Genomic DNA, 16,357 nt, shown 5'->3' with positions numbered 1-16,357 from the left:
CGCCGAGGTGGCGGGCCGGACTCAGTTGTTGCGCCAGCCGGAGGCGCGCTGGCCGGCCACCCAGGCGGCCACCTGGGTGCGCCGCTGCAGGCCCATCTTCGCCAGCAGCGAGGTGATGTGGTTCTTCACGGTCTTCTCGGCGACGCCCAGGCGCTCACCGATCTCACGGTTCGACATGCCGTCGCCGATGAGCTCGAGGACCTTGCGCTCGGCGTTGGTCAGCTCAGCAGTCGGGTCGTCGTGGTCGGCGCGGCGCCGGGTGACGGTGCGCTCGTCGAGCAGCACGCGGCCGGAGGCGACGGCACGCACGACGTCGGAGATCTCCGCACCGTGGACCGTCTTGAGCAGGTAGGCGCGCGCACCGGCCTCAAGCGCCTCCGCCAGGGCCTCGTCGTCGTCGAAGGAGGTCAGGACGATGGGCAGGGCGTCGGGGGCCGCCTCGGCGAGGTCATGCATGAGCTCGATGCCGGTGCCGTCGGGCAGCTGGAGGTCAACGAGGACGACGTCGGGGCGCATGAGCTCGGCACGACGCACGGCCTCCGCGCGGGAGCCGGCCTCCGCGACGACGTCGAGGCCATCGGCACGGTCGATGATCTCGGCGATACCGCGGCGGACGATCTCGTGGTCGTCCACGATCATCACACGGACCTGCTCGGAGGCGGAGGGGATCGGCATGCCGACGAGACTACCAGCGCCGGGGACCAACGTCTCACGACCCGCGCCCGGCGGGGCCCTGCTGCTCACGGAGCCACGTGCCGTGCGCCGGTCAGGCTGGCCGACGCCGCGTGCGCGGGCGCGTCTGGCAGCGCGGGCAGCTCGTGTGGCTGCGGCCCCCGACGGCCTCGGTGCGCAGAGGCGTCCCGCAGCGCCGGCAGGGCTGTCCCTGGCGCCCGTAGGCGGCCAGGCTGCGGGCGAAGAAGCCCGCCGCCCCCTCGGCGTCGACGTAGAGGGCGTCAAAGCTCGTGCCCCCGGCTGCCAGCGCCCGCCGCATGACGGCGCAGGTCTCCTCCAGCACACGGGCGGTGACCCGCGGCCCCAGCGCACGGCCCTGGCGCAGGCCGTGCACGCGGGCGGCCCACAGGCCCTCGTCCGCGTAGATGTTGCCCACCCCGGAGACGACCGACTGGTCCATGAGCAGGCTCTTGACGGCGCGCGAGGACGAGCACATCCGCTCCACCACCGCCGTGCGGTCCAGGTACGGGTCGAGCAGGTCACGCGCGATATGCGTGGCGTCCTCGGGCACAAGGGCCTGCGCCGAGCCCTGGCCGCCGGGCCCGCCGTCGTCGGTGGGCACGAGCCTGGTCAGGTGCAGGCCGCCGAGCATGCGCTGATCGACCAGGTCGAGGGCTGGCCCGCCCACGCCGGCAGGGCCGTCGGTGCCGCAGCGCCCCCACCCGGGGTCGCCCTCGCGCCCGGACAGGCTCAGGCGCACGCGCAGGTGGCGCGGGCGCACCGACAGGTCTCGCACCAGGCTGGGTGCCCGCGTCGCCGTGAGGTCCACAGGCACCTCGCCGGGGGCGGCGAGGTACTGCGACGGGTCTGGCGCGGGCCGGGCGCCGCCGCTCGGTGCGGTGGCGCGCACGAGGAGCTGACCGCTCATCCCCAGGTGGGCGCTCAGGGCGGTTGCGTCGTCGAGCGGCAGCCACATGAGCTTGCCGCGCCTGACCGCCGCGGTGAGCACACGCCCCGTCAGGGCGCGCACAAAGGCCTCTGCACCGCCCTTCTGGCGGCGCAGGGGCCTGGGGTCAAACACCTCGACGGCGGTGACGGTGCGTCCGACGACGTGGCGCGCCAGGCCGGCGCGCACGGACTCAACCTCGGGCAGCTCCGGCACGGCTCAGCCGAGCCCCAGGTCGGCGCGCAGGGCCTGCGTGGCACCGGGGATCGTGAGGCCACCGTCGCCGTGGGAGGCGAGGATGGTGGCGTAGGCGACCTCGGCGGCCGCGTGCTCGGCGACCTTCTTCGAGGGGCCGGTGCCCGTGCCGCGCACCTGCCCCTCAAGGGCGGCGGAGGCGGTGAAGACGAGCGCGTGCTCGGGGCCCTCGCTCGTGACCTCGTAGGAGGGCGCTCCCAGGCGGTGGACGGCGGCCAGCTCCTGCAGGCTCGTCTTCCAGTCCAGGCCGGCGCCGCGTGAGGGAGCGGCCTCGAGCAGGCGGGCGACGAGCCGGGTGACGACCTCGCGCGTGGGCTCCAGCCCCTGGGTGAGGTAGGTGGCGCCGATGAGCGCCTCAAGGGTGTCGGACAGGATCGAGTCCTTGTCCCGGCCGCCGGACAGGGCCTCACCCCGGCCGAGCCGGATGAACTCCCCCAGGCCCAGGTCCCGGGCCACCGAGGCCAGCGCGGGCTCGGAGACGGTGGCGGCACGCATCTTGGCGAGCTGTCCCTCGGGAACCTGCGGGTGGTCGCGGTAGAGACGCTCGGTGACGATGATCTGCAGGACCGCGTCACCGAGGAACTCCAGGCGCTCGTTGGTGGGCAGGCCGCCGTTCTCGTGCGCCCAGGAGCGGTGCGTGAGGGCCAGCTCGAGCAGCCCGGGCTCGATGGCGGGCCCCCACCGGTAGACCAGGGTCTCGACGTCGGTGCGCGCGGGCGGGGCCTGTCGCCTCTGGGAGCCGCGGGACATCAGGCCTGCCCCTGGCCGTCGGGCGCGCCGCCGGGGGCGGGGTCCTCGCCCAGCAGCCCGGCCAGGGCGGACCAGCGCGGGTCCAGCACCTCGTGGTGGTGGCCGGCAGGAAGGTCGTCCAGCCTCTCCCCGCAGTGCGGGCACAGGCCGGCGCAGTCCTCGCGGCACAGCGGCCGCAAGGGCAGGTCGAGGACGAGGGCGTCGCGCAGGGCCGGCTCGAGGTCGAGGCTCGTGTCCCCCAGGAGGAAGACGTCGTCGGCCTCCTCGTCGCCCTCGGCACGCTGGGCGGCGGCCGCCTCGGGCAGGTAGTAGAGCTCGTCGAAGGAGACCCGGCGCTCCTGGTCGATGTCACGCAGGCAGCGCACGCACTCGGCGTGGACGTGGGCCTGCGCCCCGCCGCGCACGAGGACGCCGTCGTCGACGCTCGTCAAGGTGGCGTCGATGACGAGGGGGGTGCCGGGTGCTGCGCCGATGACCTCGGTCCCCAGGCCCTCGGGGGCCACCAGGTCGAGGTGGACGGCCTTGGCGGAGCCGACCTGCCGGGGCAGGTCAACGATGTCGATGACGAGCGTGCTCACGAGTCCTCCTGTCGGTCCAGGTCGCCGAGGTTACCCGTCAGTGCTGGGAGGCCGCAGCGGAGGGGTCGACCGACCAGCCGGCGCGCCTGCGCCCACCGCCCTCCGGCCTCGTCTCGGAGGGCTGCGCCCAGCGCTGGGAGGGGTCGGCGTGGGCCAGCCTGGCGGCCAGGACCTCGCGCCCGGTGCGGACCTGGTCCAGGACCTTGCCGAGCTCGATCTCGAGCGCGGCCAGGGAGCGGTCGGAGTAGTCGTCCGCGCCGTGGCGAAGCGAGGAGGCGCGCTCCTCTGCGGAGGCGATGATGGCGTCGGCGCGGTCATTGGCCAGGCGCACGACCGTCTCGCCGGCGACCAGGCGCTCGGCCTCCTCCTGGGCCCGCATGACGATGCGCTCAGACTCCTGACGCCCGCGGTCCTGGACGGCGGTGGCCTGGGCGACGATCTCCTCGGCCTGGTGCACGGCGCTGGGGACGGCGGAGCGGGCGCGGTCGATGAGGTCGAGCGCGTCCTCCCGGTTGACGATGACGGAGGCGCTCATCGGCATGGAGCGGGCGCTGGCGATGAGGGTGCTGAGCTCGTCGAGGATGCGCAGGAGTTCCTCTCCGGCGTCGTGTCCGTTCATGGTCACGAGGGTCGTCCTTCCGTGTGGTCGTGCGTTCCGCGGTGGTCGGGGTGTGCGGGGCCGTTCCGGCTCAGCGGGCCGCCGGCAGACGGTGCTGGCCCAGGGCGCGGCTCAGTGCCTGGGCCACGCAGGCCGGGACGTGGGCGGTGACGTCTCCTGCGTGGGAGGCGATGTCCTTGACGTGGGAGGAGGAGACGTGGGCGTGCGCCGGGTCCGCGGTGAGGAACACGGTCTCGGGCCCTCCCAGCTCCCGGTTGAGCAGGGCCATGGGCGCCTCGGCGTCCAGGTCGGTGCCCGAGCGCAGGCCCTTGACGATGGCGGTGGCGCCACGGCTGCGGCAGTAGTCGGCGAGGAGGCCGGGAACGAGCTCCACCTCGACGCCCTCGAGGTGGGCCAGGCTGTGGCGGGCGAGCTCGACGCGCTCCTCGACGCCGAGCAGGTGGCGGCCGGACTTCGCGGCGTTGTGGGCGACAGCGACGACGACCCGGTCGAAGATCGTCAGGGCGCGGGTGACGACGTCCACGTGCCCGAGGGTGATCGGGTCGAAGCTGCCGGGGTAGACCGCCAGCCTCCGTGCGCCGGGGGCGGCGGGCGGAGGGGAGGTCGGGAGGGGGGCGGCGCTCACCCCACGACGGTATCTGCCCGGGGCCTGCGGGGAGCCGGGGCGCGCCGCGCGGGCGCGACGGTGATCACCACACGGACCGTCAGGCTGCCCGTGCACAGCCGGCGGTGGGCCCAGCCGCCGTCACCGGGGGCAAGCTGCCGTAGGCTCCGGCCCATGACGCGGATCGTGGCCGGCACCGCCGGCGGACGCAGGATCGACGTGCCCCGCTCCGGCACCCGCCCCACCTCCGAGCGGGTGCGCGAGGCGCTCTTCGGCCGCCTGGAGCACTACAACGTCCTGCGCGGCGCCAGGGTCCTGGACCTGTGCGCGGGCTCCGGCGCCCTGGGCCTGGAGGCAGCCAGCCGTGGCGCGGCCGACGTCACCCTCGTGGACTCCTCGAGGGCCGCCGCCCAGGTGTGCGAGCGCAACGCCCGCCGCCTGGGCCTGCCGGGCGTGCGGGTGGTGACGGCACGGGCTGAGGCCTTCCTGGCGGGGGCGGCGGGGGCGCCGGCGGAGCTCGTGCTCATCGACCCTCCCTACGACGTCGGTGAGGCCGGGGTCCTCGCCATGCTCGAGCCTCTGGGCCGCGAGCGGGACCCGTGGCTGGCACCGGGTGCCGTCGTCGTCCTCGAGCGCTCGACCCGCTCGCCGGAGCCCGTGTGGCCGGCGGGGCTGCGCCGCTTCAGCGACAAGCGCTACGGGGAGACGACCGTCTGGTTCGCCGAGCCGGACAGGGCCGACGGGTAGCGGCCCCACGGGGACCGCCCGCTCAGGCCCGCTCGAGGTAGGCCTGGGACTCCTCGTCGAGGCGCTCGGCGATCGCGGCGGCGAGGTCCGGGTGCTGCTCCAGCCGCGGGTCCTGGGCGATGACGGCCTCCGCCTCCTGGCGCGCCTGCTCGATGAGCCGCGCGTCGCGGGTCACGCGCAGCAGGTCGAGGTCGCTGCGGCGCCCGGACTGCGCCGCCCCGAGCACGTTGCCCTCGCTGCGCAGCTCCAGGTCCGCCTCGGCCAGCGCGAAGCCGTCCGTGGTCTGTGCGAAGGCCTTGAGCCGGTGGAAGGCGGCGGAGCCGACCTCGCAGCCGGTGACCGCCACGCACAGCGCGGGCCGCTCACCACGCCCGACGCGCCCGCGCAGCTGGTGCAGCTGGGACAGCCCGAAGCGGTCAGCGTCGAGGATGACCATCATCGTCGCCTCCGGCACGTCCACTCCGACCTCGATGACGGTCGTGGCCACGAGCACCGGCGTGCGCCCTGCGGCGAAGTCCGCCATCGCCGCGTCCTTGTCCGCCGGGCTCATGCGCCCCGTGAGCGTGCCAATGCCCACGCCCGCGAGCGCGGGCTCGGCGGCCAGGCGCCCGGCCCACTCGGTGACGGCGGCCGTCGGCCGGGCCGGGCCGTCGTCCTGCCCGGGGGTGGGGACGGGCTCGTCCGGGCCGGCGGGCTCCGGCTCGTCGGCGGCGTCGATGCGCGGGCAGACGACGTACACGCGCCCGCCCTCGGCCACCTCCCGGGCGGCGCGGCGCCAGATGCCCTCGACCCAGCTCCCGCGCTGCCAGGGCACGAGGTGGGTGGTCACCGGGCTGCGGCCGGCGGGCAGCTCGTCGAGGACGGCGGTGTCCAGGTCCCCGAAGACCGTCATGGCGATGGTGCGCGGGATGGGGGTCGCCGTCATGACGAGCAGGTGCGGGGTGCGGCGCTCCCGGGACCCCGGCAGGGCGGAGGGTGCGGACGCTGAGCCGCGCTCGCGCAGGGCGTCGCGCTGGGCGACGCCGAAGCGGTGCTGCTCATCGACGACGACGAGGCCCAGGAAGGGCATCTGGACGCTGTCGCTGAGCAGGGCGTGCGTGCCCACGAGGATGGACGGCTCACCTCCCGCGAGCGACGCGAGGACCTTGCGGCGCTGTGGTGCCGGGGTGGAGCCGGTGAGCAGGTGGACCCGCGTGGCACGCTCGGCGCCGTCGAGCATGCCACCGCGCGCGAGCGGCCCGAGCAGGTGCTCGAGCGAGGCCTGGTGCTGGGCGGCCAGGACCTCGGTGGGGGCGAGCAGGGCCGCCTGCCCGCCGGCGCCGACCACCTGGAGCATGGCGCGCAGGGCGACGAGGGTCTTGCCGCTGCCGACGTCGCCCTGCAGGAGGCGCTGCATGGGCACGGTGGAGGCCAGTGCGGTGGCGATCTCCTCACCGACGTGCTCCTGCCCCGAGGTGAGCGTGTAGGGCAGGGCCGCGTCCAGGTCCGCCCGCAGGGAGCCCGGGCCGGGGACGGGCCAGGCGACGGCGGTGCGGGTGGACTCGTGCTCAGCGCGGCGGCGGGCGAGCGCGGTCTGCAGGACGAAGGCCTCCTCGTGGCGCAGGCGCTGGCGGGCGGCGCGCCACTGGCCTGCGTCCTCGGGACGGTGGACCCAGCGCCAGGCGGTGAGGGCGTCAACCAGGCCGTGGGCGGCGCGCACCTCGTCTGGCAGGGGCTCGGGCACGTCCTCGGGGCCGAGCTGGTCCAGGACGGTGCGCACGGCCTTGGCGACCCTCCACGAGGGCATCGCGTCGCTGGCGGGGTAGATGGGCACGGGCCGGGCCACAAGCGCCTCGCGCTCGTCCTCGTCGAGGTCGTCGAGGACCTGGAAGCGGGGGCCGGCGAGCTGCCTGCGGCCGTGGCGCAGGCCCACCCTGCCCGACAGCAGGACCGTGGTGCCCGGGGCGAGCTGGTCGGCGTGGTGGCTCATGAGGCCGGCGGTGCCGAAGAGGACGACCTCCATCGTGCTCGTGCCGTCGGTGACGGTGGCCTCCATGAGGGCGGGAGGGCGTCCGCTGCGGGTGCGCCGGCAGGAGGCGCGCAGGACCTGCGCCTGGACGGTGGCCTGCTCGCCATCGACGAGGCGGCTGAGGTCGGTGAGCTCTCCCCAGGTGTCGTAGCGGCGTGGCATCAGGCGCAGGAGGTCGCCGACGGTGCCCGCGCCCTGACGCGACAGGTGCTCGGCGGTGCGGGTTCCCAGGACCTTGCCAAGCCGCTGGGCGAGCAGGGGGACGCTGCCGCGCGGCGGGGGCACGGCGGGCGGGGCCTGTCGGCCGGGGAGGTCGGGGATCACGTCGGCGCGCACGCTACTCGACGGCGATGAGGACGTCGGGGTGGGCCTGTCCCCCGGCGTGGACGACGACCTCGACGGGCAGGCTCCCGGTGAGGCCGGCGGCGCGCTCGGCCGCGCAGACGGCCAGGGCGCCGACGTCAGGCAGCGCGTCGCGTCCGAGGATGATGGTGAGCAGCTCGTCGTCGGGCCGCAGGAGGGTGTCCAGGGTGGAGGCGACGGCGTCAGGCTCAGCGGCCTCACCGTCCAGGGCGAGGGTGCGCATGTCCTCGCTGGCTCGCCCGGCCCACAGGGCGAGGTCGGTGAGGCTGGTGCCGGTGGCGCGCGAGGCGACGGCGACGGCCGCCGCCAGGACCCGGGCCTCGTCGTCGGTGTCGGCGATGAGCAGCTGGGTGGAGGCCGGGGCCTGCCCCGCGTGCACCGGGGTGGCCGCTCCGGAGGGGCCGCAGACCGTGGAGGGCACGGTGCGGGCGCTCAGCTGCCGTCCGGCCTCGTGGGCCCGGGCGGCGCAGGCCGCGTCGCAGGGCAGGACGAGGACCTGGGGCAGGCCGAGGTCGCCGACGGCGCGCAGGACGCCCTCACGGTCGGGGTCGAGCAGGACGACGGCGCCGGTGCGGGCGAGCTGCTCAATGAGCCCTGGGGCCCGGGTGCAGGCGATGACGCCCACCCGGCGGGCCCGGTCGGGCTCCCAGGGGCTGCGACCCAGGTCCTGCGGTGTGGCGCCGACCAGGCGCCGCCCGCGGCGGGCGGCCAGCCGCTCGAAGGAGACGACGTGCCCGGCGGCCGCCTGGGCGGAGGTGTAGGGCAGCGGGGGATCACCGGCCTCCAGGGGCTCGCTCAGGGCGAGGGCGGTGGGGTGCAGGTGGTGGATGCAGACCTGGCGGCAGCGCCCGGCGCGGGGCAGAGCGGCACGTGGGGTGTCGGTGTGGACATGGACCTGGTAGAGGCCCACGCCCAGGGCGTCCGGGGTCCCGACGACGCCGACGCTGTCTCCCACGCGCTCGAGCTGGTGGCGCAGCTCGGCCGCCTGGGCGGCGGTGGCCTCGAGCAGGTACATGACCTCGAACTCCCCGGTGGAGGAGTCGGGGCCGCCCTGGGCCAGGGCGCCGTGGGAGACGCTGGAGGCGGCCAGGTCGGTGAGCATCTGGACGGCGACGGAGGTCAGCGGACCGTTAGGCGCCACACCGGCAGCCTCCTCGCCGGGCCTGGCGGCCGGGAGGGACAGGACGTCGCACAGGGCGGTGAGCATGAGCATGAGCGCGGCGCCGCCGGCATCGACGGGGCCGTGGCCCGTCCCGGCGGTCTCGACGACGCTCTCCTGGGCGCTGAGCGCTGCCGCCCCGGCAATCTCGCCGACGGTGGGCGGGGTCAGTGGGCGGTGCTCGCCCAGGACGGCGCGGGCCGCGGAGGCGGCGTCGGCGGCGACGGTGAGCAGGGTGCCGGTGACGGGACGGGAGACGGCCTCCCAGGTGGAGGAGGCGATGGCCTCGTAGGCGTGGACGAGCTCGACGGGGCGCAGCCCGCCGGGGGCGTCGGCGGCGACGTCGGCGAGGGCGGCCAGGGCCTGGGAGACGAGCAGGCCGGAGTTGCCGCGGGCACCTCTCACGGCGCCGTCCGCGACCGTGCGGGTGGCCTGGGCGGTGTCGGCGGCCCGGGGCAGGCGCTCGAGGGCCTCGGCGGCCGAGGTGAGGGTGAGCAGGACGTTGGTGCCGGTGTCGGCGTCGGGGACGGGGAAGACGTTGAAGGTGTCCACGAGCTCGCGGGTGAGGGTGGCGGTGCGCACCGCCAGGCTCATCCAGGAGCGGATCGTGCGCGCGTCGAGCACGGGTGGGGTCGTGCGCGTGCCTGTCACCGTCATGTCCTCCTGGGGCGGGGCGCGCGAGGAGCGCGGCCTGTCCTGCCCAGGCTACCCGCCCCGGGTGGGTGCGCTCGGACCTCGGGGGCCGCAGGGTGTGCCTCACCCCACGCGGGTCCGGCTTGGGGACGGCCTGGGGCGTCAGATACAGTGACCGGGTTGTCCGAGGGACCTGTTCCCCGGGCGGTGGACCTAGCGCCGGGCCGTTCGGCTCGAGCGCTCAAGCAATGAAGATTCAGGAGTGAGACCGTGGCTGCTGTGTGCGACGTCTGCGGCAAGGGCCCCATCTTCGGCAAGAGCGTCTCGCACTCCCACGTGCGGACCAACCGCCGGTGGAACCCGAACATCCAGCGTGTGCGTGCTCTCGTGAACGGTGCTCCCAAGCGCCTCAACGTGTGCACGTCCTGCCTCAAGGCCGGCAAGGTGACGCGCAACATCTGAGCGCACCCGCCGGTCCCGGCTGCTGGAGGCCGTCACCCCCTGGGGTGACGGCCTTCCTTGTCATCCGCCCGCCCCTCAGGCCCCGCGGCACTGCCCTCAGGCCCCGAAGTGGTCCCATCCGAGGGGCCCTGCCCAGGGGCGCGAGCCCACGAGCACGCCCGGGGCCGCAAGCGGGCCCTCGCCGAGGGGGCGCACGCGCCCGATGACGCTCACGCCCTCCGGCAGGCCGGTGCCGGGCGCGACGGTGGCGAGCAGGCCGTGGTCCTCTCCCCCGGTGAGCACCCAGGAGCGCGCCGCCGCGGCCGGGTCCGCCTCGCCCGCCAGGGCGGCCACGGGCTCCAGCGCGGCGAGGGCCGCCGCCAGCCGGCTGCGCGCACCGCCCTGCGCCGGCTCGTCCAGGTCGATGACCACCCCGGAGGCGGCCGCCACCCGCCCGCAGTCGCGCACCAGCGAGTCTGAGACGTCCATCATGGCGCTCGCCCCGGCAGCAGCCAGTGCCGGGCCGGCGTCCAGCGGAGGCTCCGGGGACAGGAAGCGCTCGACGCAGTGGCGCGCTGCGCCGTCGGCGGGCAGGGGCTGCGGGACGGTACTGGAGCTGAGCAGGGCCAGACCGGCCCGGGAGGTCCCGATGTCCCCGGCGTGGACCAGGAGGTCGCCGGGGCGCGCCCCCGAGCGCAGCACGGGCGCGCGCCCCTCAAGGTCCCCGTGCACGGTCACGGCGATGACGACCGCGTCCCCGGAGCTGAGGTCCCCGCCGACGACGCCGGCCCCCGCCCGGCGGCAGGCCCGGCCCAGGCCCCGGGCCAGGCCCTGCACCCAGGACAGTGGCGTCGTGGCAGGCAGGACGAGTGAGACGACCAGGGCGGTGGGCCGGGCGCCCATGCCCATGACGTCGGCGAGGTTCTGCACGGCGGCGCGCCGACCCACCTGCTCGGGCGTGGACCAGTCGGTGCGGAAGTGACGGCCCTCGACGAGCACGTCGGTGGACACGACGTAGCGGCCGTCCGGGGCCGCCAGGACCGCACCGTCGTCGCCGTTGCCGACCAGCTGGTACGGGCTCGCAGGCAGCAGCGGGGTGAGAGCGGCGAGCAGCTGGGACTCGTCGACGTCGCCCACGAGGGGGCCGGGCAGCGCCGTCGGGGTGCCGGTGCCCACCAGGACCTCAGCGGTTGACGCTCAGCGGGCGTTCGAGGGCCAGCTCGATGAGCTCGGTGACGAGGTCCGTGTAGCCCAGGCCGGAGACCTGCCACATGTACGGGTACATGGAGAAGGGGGTGAAGCCAGGCATGGTGTTGACCTCGTTGACCACCACCTCGCCGTCGGCGGTGAGGAAGAAGTCAACCCGGCTCAGGCCCTCCCCACCGATAGCCTCGAAGGCACGGGCGGCGGTGCTCATGAGGCGCTCGCGCTCGTCCGGGGTGATGCGGGCGGGGCAGACCATCTGGACGGCGTCGTGAGCCAGGTACTTGGTCTCGTAGTCGTAGAACTCGCCGGCGCCGTGGGAGGCGTCCATGACGATCTCACCGGGCTCGGCCACGCGGGGGGCGTCGTCGCCGTGCCCGCCGAGGACGGCCACCTCGACCTCGCGGCCCAGGACGCCGGACTCGACGAGGACCTTCGGGTCGACGGCGCGGGCAGCCTCGATGGCGGCCTCGAGGTCCTCGGGGCGCTCGACCCTGCTGATGCCCAGCGAGGAGCCGGCGCGGGCAGGCTTGACGAACAGCGGGTAGCTCAGCTCCTCACAGGCCGCCAGGACGCCGGCCCGGTCGCGCACCCACTCGTGGCGGCCGACGAGGACGTGGGAGGCGGTGCGGATGCCCGCGGCTCCCAGCAGGACCTTGGTGACCTGCTTGTCCATGCCCGCAGCGCTGGCCAGGACGCCACAGCCGACGTAGGGCACGCCCATCATCTCGAGCATGCCCTGGATGGTGCCGTCCTCACCGTAGGGGCCGTGCAGGAGCGGCAGGACGACGTCCACCTCCCCCAGGACCTGCGGGCCGCTGGCCTTCAGCGCCGTGAGGCTGGTCATCGCCGCGCCACCGAGCCTGAGGGAGAGCTCGCCGCGGCCCAGGCCGTCGGCCGTGATCTCGACGGGCTCAGGACCGCTGAGGCCGAGGGGTGCGGGGTCGTCATCGACGAGGAGCCACTGGCCGTCGGTCGTGATACCCACGGGCAGGACCTCGTAGCGCTCACGGTCGATGGCCTCCAGGACGCCTGCGGCGGTGGCGCAGGAGATCGCGTGCTCGCCGCTGCGGCCGCCGAAGACGACGGCGACGCGGCGCCTGCCCGTCGCGGTGGTGGGTGCGCTGGGAGCGGGCTCGAGGGTGTGCGGCATGGCGGCAACGCTACCGCCTCCTCCCACCGGCTCGGCACGTACCCTGGTGCCGTGTCCCCGGCCCCGTCTCGCGGTGGGCCACGGGGCGCCCCGCCCGCAGGACGCACCAGGAGGAGCCGTGCCCGTCACACGCCGCACCGCGCTGCCCGCCCACCCCCTGGGCGCTCACGTGCCGCGCCGCACCGCGCTGGCCGCCCTCGCCCTCACGGGTGCGGGCCCGCTCGTGGCCTGCGCAGGGCCCTCCCCGCATGACCCGGTAGCCTCGGCTCCCGCGCCCAGCGCCTCCGCAGGCGCCGCGTCGCCGTCCACCTCCGCCGGGTCCTCGCCGCTGCCCGCCGCCCCCGCCGCCACGGCCGAGGAGCCGCGGTGGACCACGGGGGACTCACTCGCCGCGCCCGCGCCGGGCTCGGCGCTCGTCGTCACCGGGTTCCGGGTGGGGGCGCACCCCGAGGAGGGCTACGACCGCGTCGTCGTCGAGCTCACCGGCACGGGTGCGCCGGGGTGGAACGCCAGGTGGGTCGAGGAGGCTCACAGCCAGGGCAAGGGTGAGCCCATCGACGTGGCGGGCTCGCACACCCTCGTCGTCTACGGCACGGGAGCCACGATGGCGCTGGTGGAGGACGTGCCCGCAGCCCTGGACTCGGGCCGGCGCGAGAGCGTTCCCGGCGGGACGGGCCTCATCGAGGCGGACCTCCAGCTGACCTTCGAGGACCAGTTCCAGCTCACCCTGGGCACCCAGACGCAGGACTACCGGGTCCTCACGCTCACCGGGCCCACGCGCCTGGTCGTCGACGTGCGCCGTCCCTGAGGCCCGTGGGCGGCTCCGCGGCCGCCCAGCCGGCGCCGCCCGGCCCGCCGTCGCCTCAGGGCATCGGGGCGGCGTTGACGCCCTCGGCCTTGCGCGGCCGGGTGAGCAGGGCGTCCGTGACCTCCTCGGCGGTGGCACGGCCCTCGACGACGGCGACGACGCCCGCGGTGATAGGCATCTCGACCCCGTGGGAGGCGGCCAGGTCGAGCACGGCGCGCGCCGAGCGGGCGCCCTCGGCCACCCCGCGTGAGGCCGCGGAGGCCTGCTCGGCCGTCATGCCCTCGCCCAGGTGCCGGCCGAAGGACTGGTTGCGGCTCAGGGGTGAGGAGCAGGTGGCGACGAGGTCGCCCATCCCGGCCAGTCCGGAGAAGGTCTCCGGACGCGCGCCCAGCGCCAGCCCCAGGCGGGTGATCTCCACCAGGCCCCGGGTGATGAGCGCGGCCTTGGAGTTGTCGCCCAGGCCGCGCCCGGCAGCGATGCCGACGGCGAGCGCGATGACGTTCTTGACGGCCCCGCACAGCTCCACGCCCAGCACGTCGGTGTTGGTGTACGGGCGGAAGGTGCTCGTGGCGCAGGAGGCGGCCACCGCCGCCGCCAGGGCCTCGTCCTGGGCTGCGACGACCGTGGCCGCCGGCTGGCCGGCAGCGATCTCGTCGGCGAGGTTGGGCCCTGAGACGACGGCGAGGTGCTCCGTCCCCAGGCCCAGGGCCTGGCCGAGGACCTCGCTCATGCGCAGGCCCGTGCCCAGCTCGATGCCCTTCATGAGGGACACGGCGGCGGCACCGTCGGCCAGGCGCCCCTGGAGGGGGGCGAGGACCTGGCGGGCGCTCTGCGAGGGCACGGCGACGACGACGAGCCCGGCGCCGTCAACGGCCTGGGCCAGGTCCGCCGTCGCGCCGAGCAGGCCCGGCAGGACGACGCCGGGCAGGTAGCGCTCGTTGCGGCCGGCGGCGATCTCGGCGGCCACCTCAGGGCGGCGGGCCCACACGGTCGTCGGCGTGCCGGCCTGGGCGAGCAGGGCGGCGAAGGCCGTGCCCCAGGCGCCGGAGCCGACGACGGCCGCACGCGCGAAAGGGCCCGGCGTCGTGCAGGTCACGAGGCGTCCTCGGCGGGGGGCGCACCCTCGGCCCCGCTGTGCCCGGCCCCGGGCTGGGGGTCGGGGCGCCGGGTGCCGAGCAGGTCGCGGCCGCCGGGCTCCTTGCCGGGGTCGCCGTCGTAGTGCAGGTCGTAGGGCCGCGGGGCCTTCTGCCCGCGCAGGACCTCGACCAGGCCGGTGATGCGGGCCATGATCTCGGCGGTGGCGGCGACGACCTGCTCACGGTCCTGGGGGTCGGTGCCGAAGCGGTCGGTGAGGGTGAAGGGCTTGCCGATGAGCACCCGGACCTCCTTGCGCGGCAGCGGGTGGAAGCCGCCGCCGAAGGAGTCGAGGATCTCGTGGGCTCCCCACTGCCCCATCGGCAGGACCGGCACGCCGGTGGACATGGCCAGCCGGGCGGCTCCGGTCTTGCCGGTCATGGGCCACTGCAGCGGGTCACGGGACAAGGTGCCCTCGGGGAAGATCATGATGACGTCTCCCCCGCGCAGGCGCCGCTCGGCCTCGATAAGGGCGTTGCCGGCCTTGTCGGTGCCGCGGTAGACGGGGATCTGGCCGCCGGCCTTGAAGACGTGGCCGAGGACAGGGACCTCGAAGAGCGTGGACTTGGCCAGGGAGTAGGCCGGGACGTCGGCATCGACGAGCGCCCGCATCGCCGTGAGCGAGTCGAGGTCGGACAGGTGGTTGGCCACGGCGATGAAGCCCCCGTCGGGCGGGATGTTCTCCAGGCCCTCCACCTTCTGGCGGGAGACGGCCTTGAGGAAGGGGATGATGACACCGCGCGAGGCGAAGCGGTAGAAGGCAGACATGGGGCGCGTGCTCACAGGGCGACTCTATCCTCCGGCCGCCCGCCGCGTCGGCGCCCGGCACCTGTGAGGACGGCGGCCTCAGGCCAGGCGGGTGACGTCGGCGTCGAGAGCCTTGAGCTTGCTCATGAAGGACTCGTAGCCGCGGTCGATGAGGTTGATGCCCTCGACCCGGCTGGTGCCCTCGGCCGCCAGCGCCGCGATGAGGTGGGAGAAGCCGCCGCGCAGGTCAGGGACCTCGATGTCGGCGCCGTGCAGGGGCGTGGGCCCGGAGATGACGGCGGAGTGGTAGAAGTTGCGCTGGCCGAAGCGGCAGGAGGCACCGCCCAGGCACTCGCGGTAGACCTGGATCTGGGCGCCCATCTGGCACAGCGCGTGGGTGAAGCCGAAGCGGTTCTCGTAGACGGTCTCGTGGACGATGGACAGGCCCTGGGCCTGGGTGAGGGCGACGACGAGGGGCTGCTGCCAGTCGGTCATGAAGCCGGGGTGGACGTTGGTCTCGACGACGAGGGACTTGAGGTCGCCTCCCGGGTGCCAGAAGCGGATGCCGTCCTCGCGCACGTCGAAGGCCCCGCCGACCTTGCGGAAGACGTTGAGGAAGGTCGTCATGTCGCTCTGGTGGGCGCCGCGCACGAGCACGTTGCCGCCAGTGGCCAGCGCGGCCGAGGCCCAGGAGGCGGTCTCGATGCGGTCGGGCAGGGCGACGTGGTGGTATCCGACGAGCTCGTCCACACCCTCGATGTGGATGGTGCGGTCGGTGTCCACGCTGATGATGGCGCCCATCTTCTGCAGGACGTCAACGAGGTCCATGATCTCCGGCTCCACGGCGGCGCCGCGCAGCTCGGTCAGGCCCCGGGCGCGCACGGCGGTGAGCAGGGTCTGCTCGGTGGCGCCGACGCTCGGGTAGGGCAGCTCGATGACGGCGCCGTGCAGGCCCGAGGGCGCGGTGAGGCGGATGCCTTGGGACTGCTTGTCCACCGTGGCCCCGAAGGTGCGCAGGATGTCGAGGTGGAAGTCAATGGGGCGGTCGCCGATGCGGCAGCCACCGAGGTCCGGGATGAAGGCCTCGCCCAGGCGGTGCAGGAGGGGTCCGCAGAAGAGGATCGGGATGCGTGAGGAGCCGGCGTGGGCGTCGATGTCGGCCACGTGGGCGCTCTCGACCCGGGAGGGGTCGAGCCCCAGGACGCCCTCCTGCTCGTCGTACTCGATGGCGACGCCGTGCAGGCGCAGCAGCCCTGAGACGACCTCGACGTCCCGGATGCCCGGCACGTTGCGCAGGACGGAGGCCGTGGTGCCCAGCAGCGCGGCCACCATCGCCTTGGGCACGAGGTTCTTGGCCCCACGCACGGTGATCTCACCGGTGAGCGGACGACCGCCCTCGACCTGCAGCAGTCCATCGACCATACGAGTCCTCCGTGGGTCACGACGCTCCCGGGCTCGCTCGTGCCCGGTCCTGACAAGGCGGCAACAGGTGCCGCCCCTGAGGTGTTCCCCGCCGGGGCAGTGGCTCTGACCACGT

The 16,357-nt window shown here is 75.0% G+C and carries 16 protein-coding genes; 3 read left to right on the top strand and 13 right to left on the bottom strand.

The annotated features are described in order from the left end of the window. Positions 1-21: 21 nt before the first annotated feature. From ACSJJR_RS04235 to coaD, 6 genes are all read right to left on the bottom strand, one after another. Positions 22-675: a response regulator gene (locus ACSJJR_RS04235; RefSeq protein WP_435942233.1), complete on the bottom strand. Its 654-nt coding sequence runs from the start codon at positions 673-675 to the stop codon at positions 22-24. A 91-nt stretch (positions 676-766) separates the two neighbouring features. Beyond that, positions 767-1,834 carry a bifunctional DNA-formamidopyrimidine glycosylase/DNA-(apurinic or apyrimidinic site) lyase gene (gene mutM, locus ACSJJR_RS04230; RefSeq protein WP_435942232.1) on the bottom strand — a complete coding sequence of 356 codons (1,068 nt, stop codon included), beginning with the start codon at positions 1,832-1,834 and terminating at the stop codon, positions 767-769. A 3-nt stretch (positions 1,835-1,837) separates the two neighbouring features. Beyond that, entirely contained in the window at positions 1,838-2,623 is a 786-nt protein-coding gene (gene rnc, locus ACSJJR_RS04225) for a ribonuclease III (RefSeq protein ID WP_435942231.1), read from the bottom strand. Continuing rightward, positions 2,623-3,201, bottom strand: a complete 579-nt coding sequence (locus ACSJJR_RS04220) for a YceD family protein (RefSeq protein WP_435942230.1) — start codon at positions 3,199-3,201, stop codon at positions 2,623-2,625. Before ACSJJR_RS04220 ends, rnc begins: the two co-directional genes overlap by 1 nt. 37 nt (positions 3,202-3,238) lie before the next feature. Next, positions 3,239-3,820: an ATPase gene (locus ACSJJR_RS04215; RefSeq protein ID WP_435942229.1), complete on the bottom strand. Its 582-nt coding sequence runs from the start codon at positions 3,818-3,820 to the stop codon at positions 3,239-3,241. Between the two features lie 70 nt (positions 3,821-3,890). Beyond that, a complete protein-coding gene (gene coaD, locus ACSJJR_RS04210) occupies positions 3,891-4,445 on the bottom strand; it encodes a pantetheine-phosphate adenylyltransferase (RefSeq protein WP_435942228.1) in 555 nt (184 codons plus the stop codon). Positions 4,446-4,598: 153 nt separating this feature from the next. Between coaD and rsmD the strand changes: the two genes are divergently transcribed. Beyond that, complete coding sequence (rsmD, locus tag ACSJJR_RS04205) at positions 4,599-5,171, top strand: 16S rRNA (guanine(966)-N(2))-methyltransferase RsmD (protein WP_435942227.1); 573 nt, start codon at positions 4,599-4,601, stop codon at positions 5,169-5,171. A 22-nt stretch (positions 5,172-5,193) separates the two neighbouring features. Here rsmD and ACSJJR_RS04200 read toward each other — a convergent pair whose 3' ends face one another. Then, positions 5,194-7,464 (bottom strand): ATP-dependent DNA helicase RecG, encoded by a 2,271-nt coding sequence (locus tag ACSJJR_RS04200; protein WP_435942264.1) that lies wholly within the window; start codon positions 7,462-7,464, stop codon positions 5,194-5,196. Between the two features lie 52 nt (positions 7,465-7,516). Then, on the bottom strand, positions 7,517-9,358 hold the full coding sequence (locus ACSJJR_RS04195) for a DAK2 domain-containing protein (RefSeq protein WP_435942226.1): 1,842 nt from the start codon (positions 9,356-9,358) through the stop codon (positions 7,517-7,519). Positions 9,359-9,604: 246 nt separating this feature from the next. On the opposite strand from ACSJJR_RS04195, the gene rpmB reads away from it, so the two are divergent. Continuing rightward, positions 9,605-9,796, top strand: a complete 192-nt coding sequence (gene rpmB / locus ACSJJR_RS04190) for a 50S ribosomal protein L28 (RefSeq protein ID WP_003785965.1) — start codon at positions 9,605-9,607, stop codon at positions 9,794-9,796. Between the two features lie 96 nt (positions 9,797-9,892). Here the strand turns inward: rpmB and ACSJJR_RS04185 are convergent, their stop codons facing one another. Together ACSJJR_RS04185 and ACSJJR_RS04180 are read right to left on the bottom strand one after the other, a co-directional pair. Beyond that, entirely contained in the window at positions 9,893-10,951 is a 1,059-nt protein-coding gene (locus tag ACSJJR_RS04185) for a thiamine-phosphate kinase (RefSeq protein ID WP_435942225.1), read from the bottom strand. A 7-nt stretch (positions 10,952-10,958) separates the two neighbouring features. Then, positions 10,959-12,131, bottom strand: a complete 1,173-nt coding sequence (locus tag ACSJJR_RS04180; RefSeq protein WP_435942224.1) for a D-alanine--D-alanine ligase family protein — start codon at positions 12,129-12,131, stop codon at positions 10,959-10,961. Positions 12,132-12,249: 118 nt separating this feature from the next. On the opposite strand from ACSJJR_RS04180, the gene ACSJJR_RS04175 reads away from it, so the two are divergent. After that, positions 12,250-12,939 (top strand): AMIN-like domain-containing (lipo)protein, encoded by a 690-nt coding sequence (locus ACSJJR_RS04175; RefSeq protein WP_435942223.1) that lies wholly within the window; start codon positions 12,250-12,252, stop codon positions 12,937-12,939. Positions 12,940-12,994: 55 nt separating this feature from the next. Here the strand turns inward: ACSJJR_RS04175 and ACSJJR_RS04170 are convergent, their stop codons facing one another. From ACSJJR_RS04170 to murA, 3 genes are all read right to left on the bottom strand, one after another. After that, entirely contained in the window at positions 12,995-14,035 is a 1,041-nt protein-coding gene (locus ACSJJR_RS04170) for an NAD(P)H-dependent glycerol-3-phosphate dehydrogenase (RefSeq protein WP_435942222.1), read from the bottom strand. After that, positions 14,032-14,841: a lysophospholipid acyltransferase family protein gene (locus ACSJJR_RS04165; protein ID WP_435942263.1), complete on the bottom strand. Its 810-nt coding sequence runs from the start codon at positions 14,839-14,841 to the stop codon at positions 14,032-14,034. Before ACSJJR_RS04165 ends, ACSJJR_RS04170 begins: the two co-directional genes overlap by 4 nt. Positions 14,842-14,919: 78 nt before the next feature. Beyond that, on the bottom strand, positions 14,920-16,242 hold the full coding sequence (gene murA / locus ACSJJR_RS04160) for a UDP-N-acetylglucosamine 1-carboxyvinyltransferase (protein WP_435942221.1): 1,323 nt from the start codon (positions 16,240-16,242) through the stop codon (positions 14,920-14,922). Between the last annotated feature and the right edge of the window lie 115 nt (positions 16,243-16,357).

It is taken from the genome of Actinomyces sp. W5033 (assembly GCF_051303165.1).
The sequence above is the reverse complement of the archived record's forward strand: the minus strand, read 5'-3'. Positions and strand labels throughout refer to the sequence as shown.

Bases quoted from the DNA above. Each gene is read 5' to 3' on its own strand.
- ACSJJR_RS04235 (WP_435942233.1), bottom strand. From the start codon at position 675: ATGCCGATCCCCTCCGCCTCCGAGCAGGTCCGTGTGATGATCGTGGAC.
- rnc (WP_435942231.1), bottom strand. From the start codon at position 2,623: ATGTCCCGCGGCTCCCAGAGGCGACAGGCCCCGCCCGCGCGCACCGAC.
- ACSJJR_RS04215 (WP_435942229.1), bottom strand. From the start codon at position 3,820: ATGAACGGACACGACGCCGGAGAGGAACTCCTGCGCATCCTCGACGAG.
- rsmD (WP_435942227.1), top strand. From the start codon at position 4,599: ATGACGCGGATCGTGGCCGGCACCGCCGGCGGACGCAGGATCGACGTG.
- ACSJJR_RS04195 (WP_435942226.1), bottom strand. From the start codon at position 9,358: ATGACGGTGACAGGCACGCGCACGACCCCACCCGTGCTCGACGCGCGC.
- ACSJJR_RS04180 (WP_435942224.1), bottom strand. From the start codon at position 12,131: ATGCCGCACACCCTCGAGCCCGCTCCCAGCGCACCCACCACCGCGACG.
- ACSJJR_RS04165 (WP_435942263.1), bottom strand. From the start codon at position 14,841: ATGTCTGCCTTCTACCGCTTCGCCTCGCGCGGTGTCATCATCCCCTTC.
- murA (WP_435942221.1), bottom strand. From the start codon at position 16,242: ATGGTCGATGGACTGCTGCAGGTCGAGGGCGGTCGTCCGCTCACCGGT.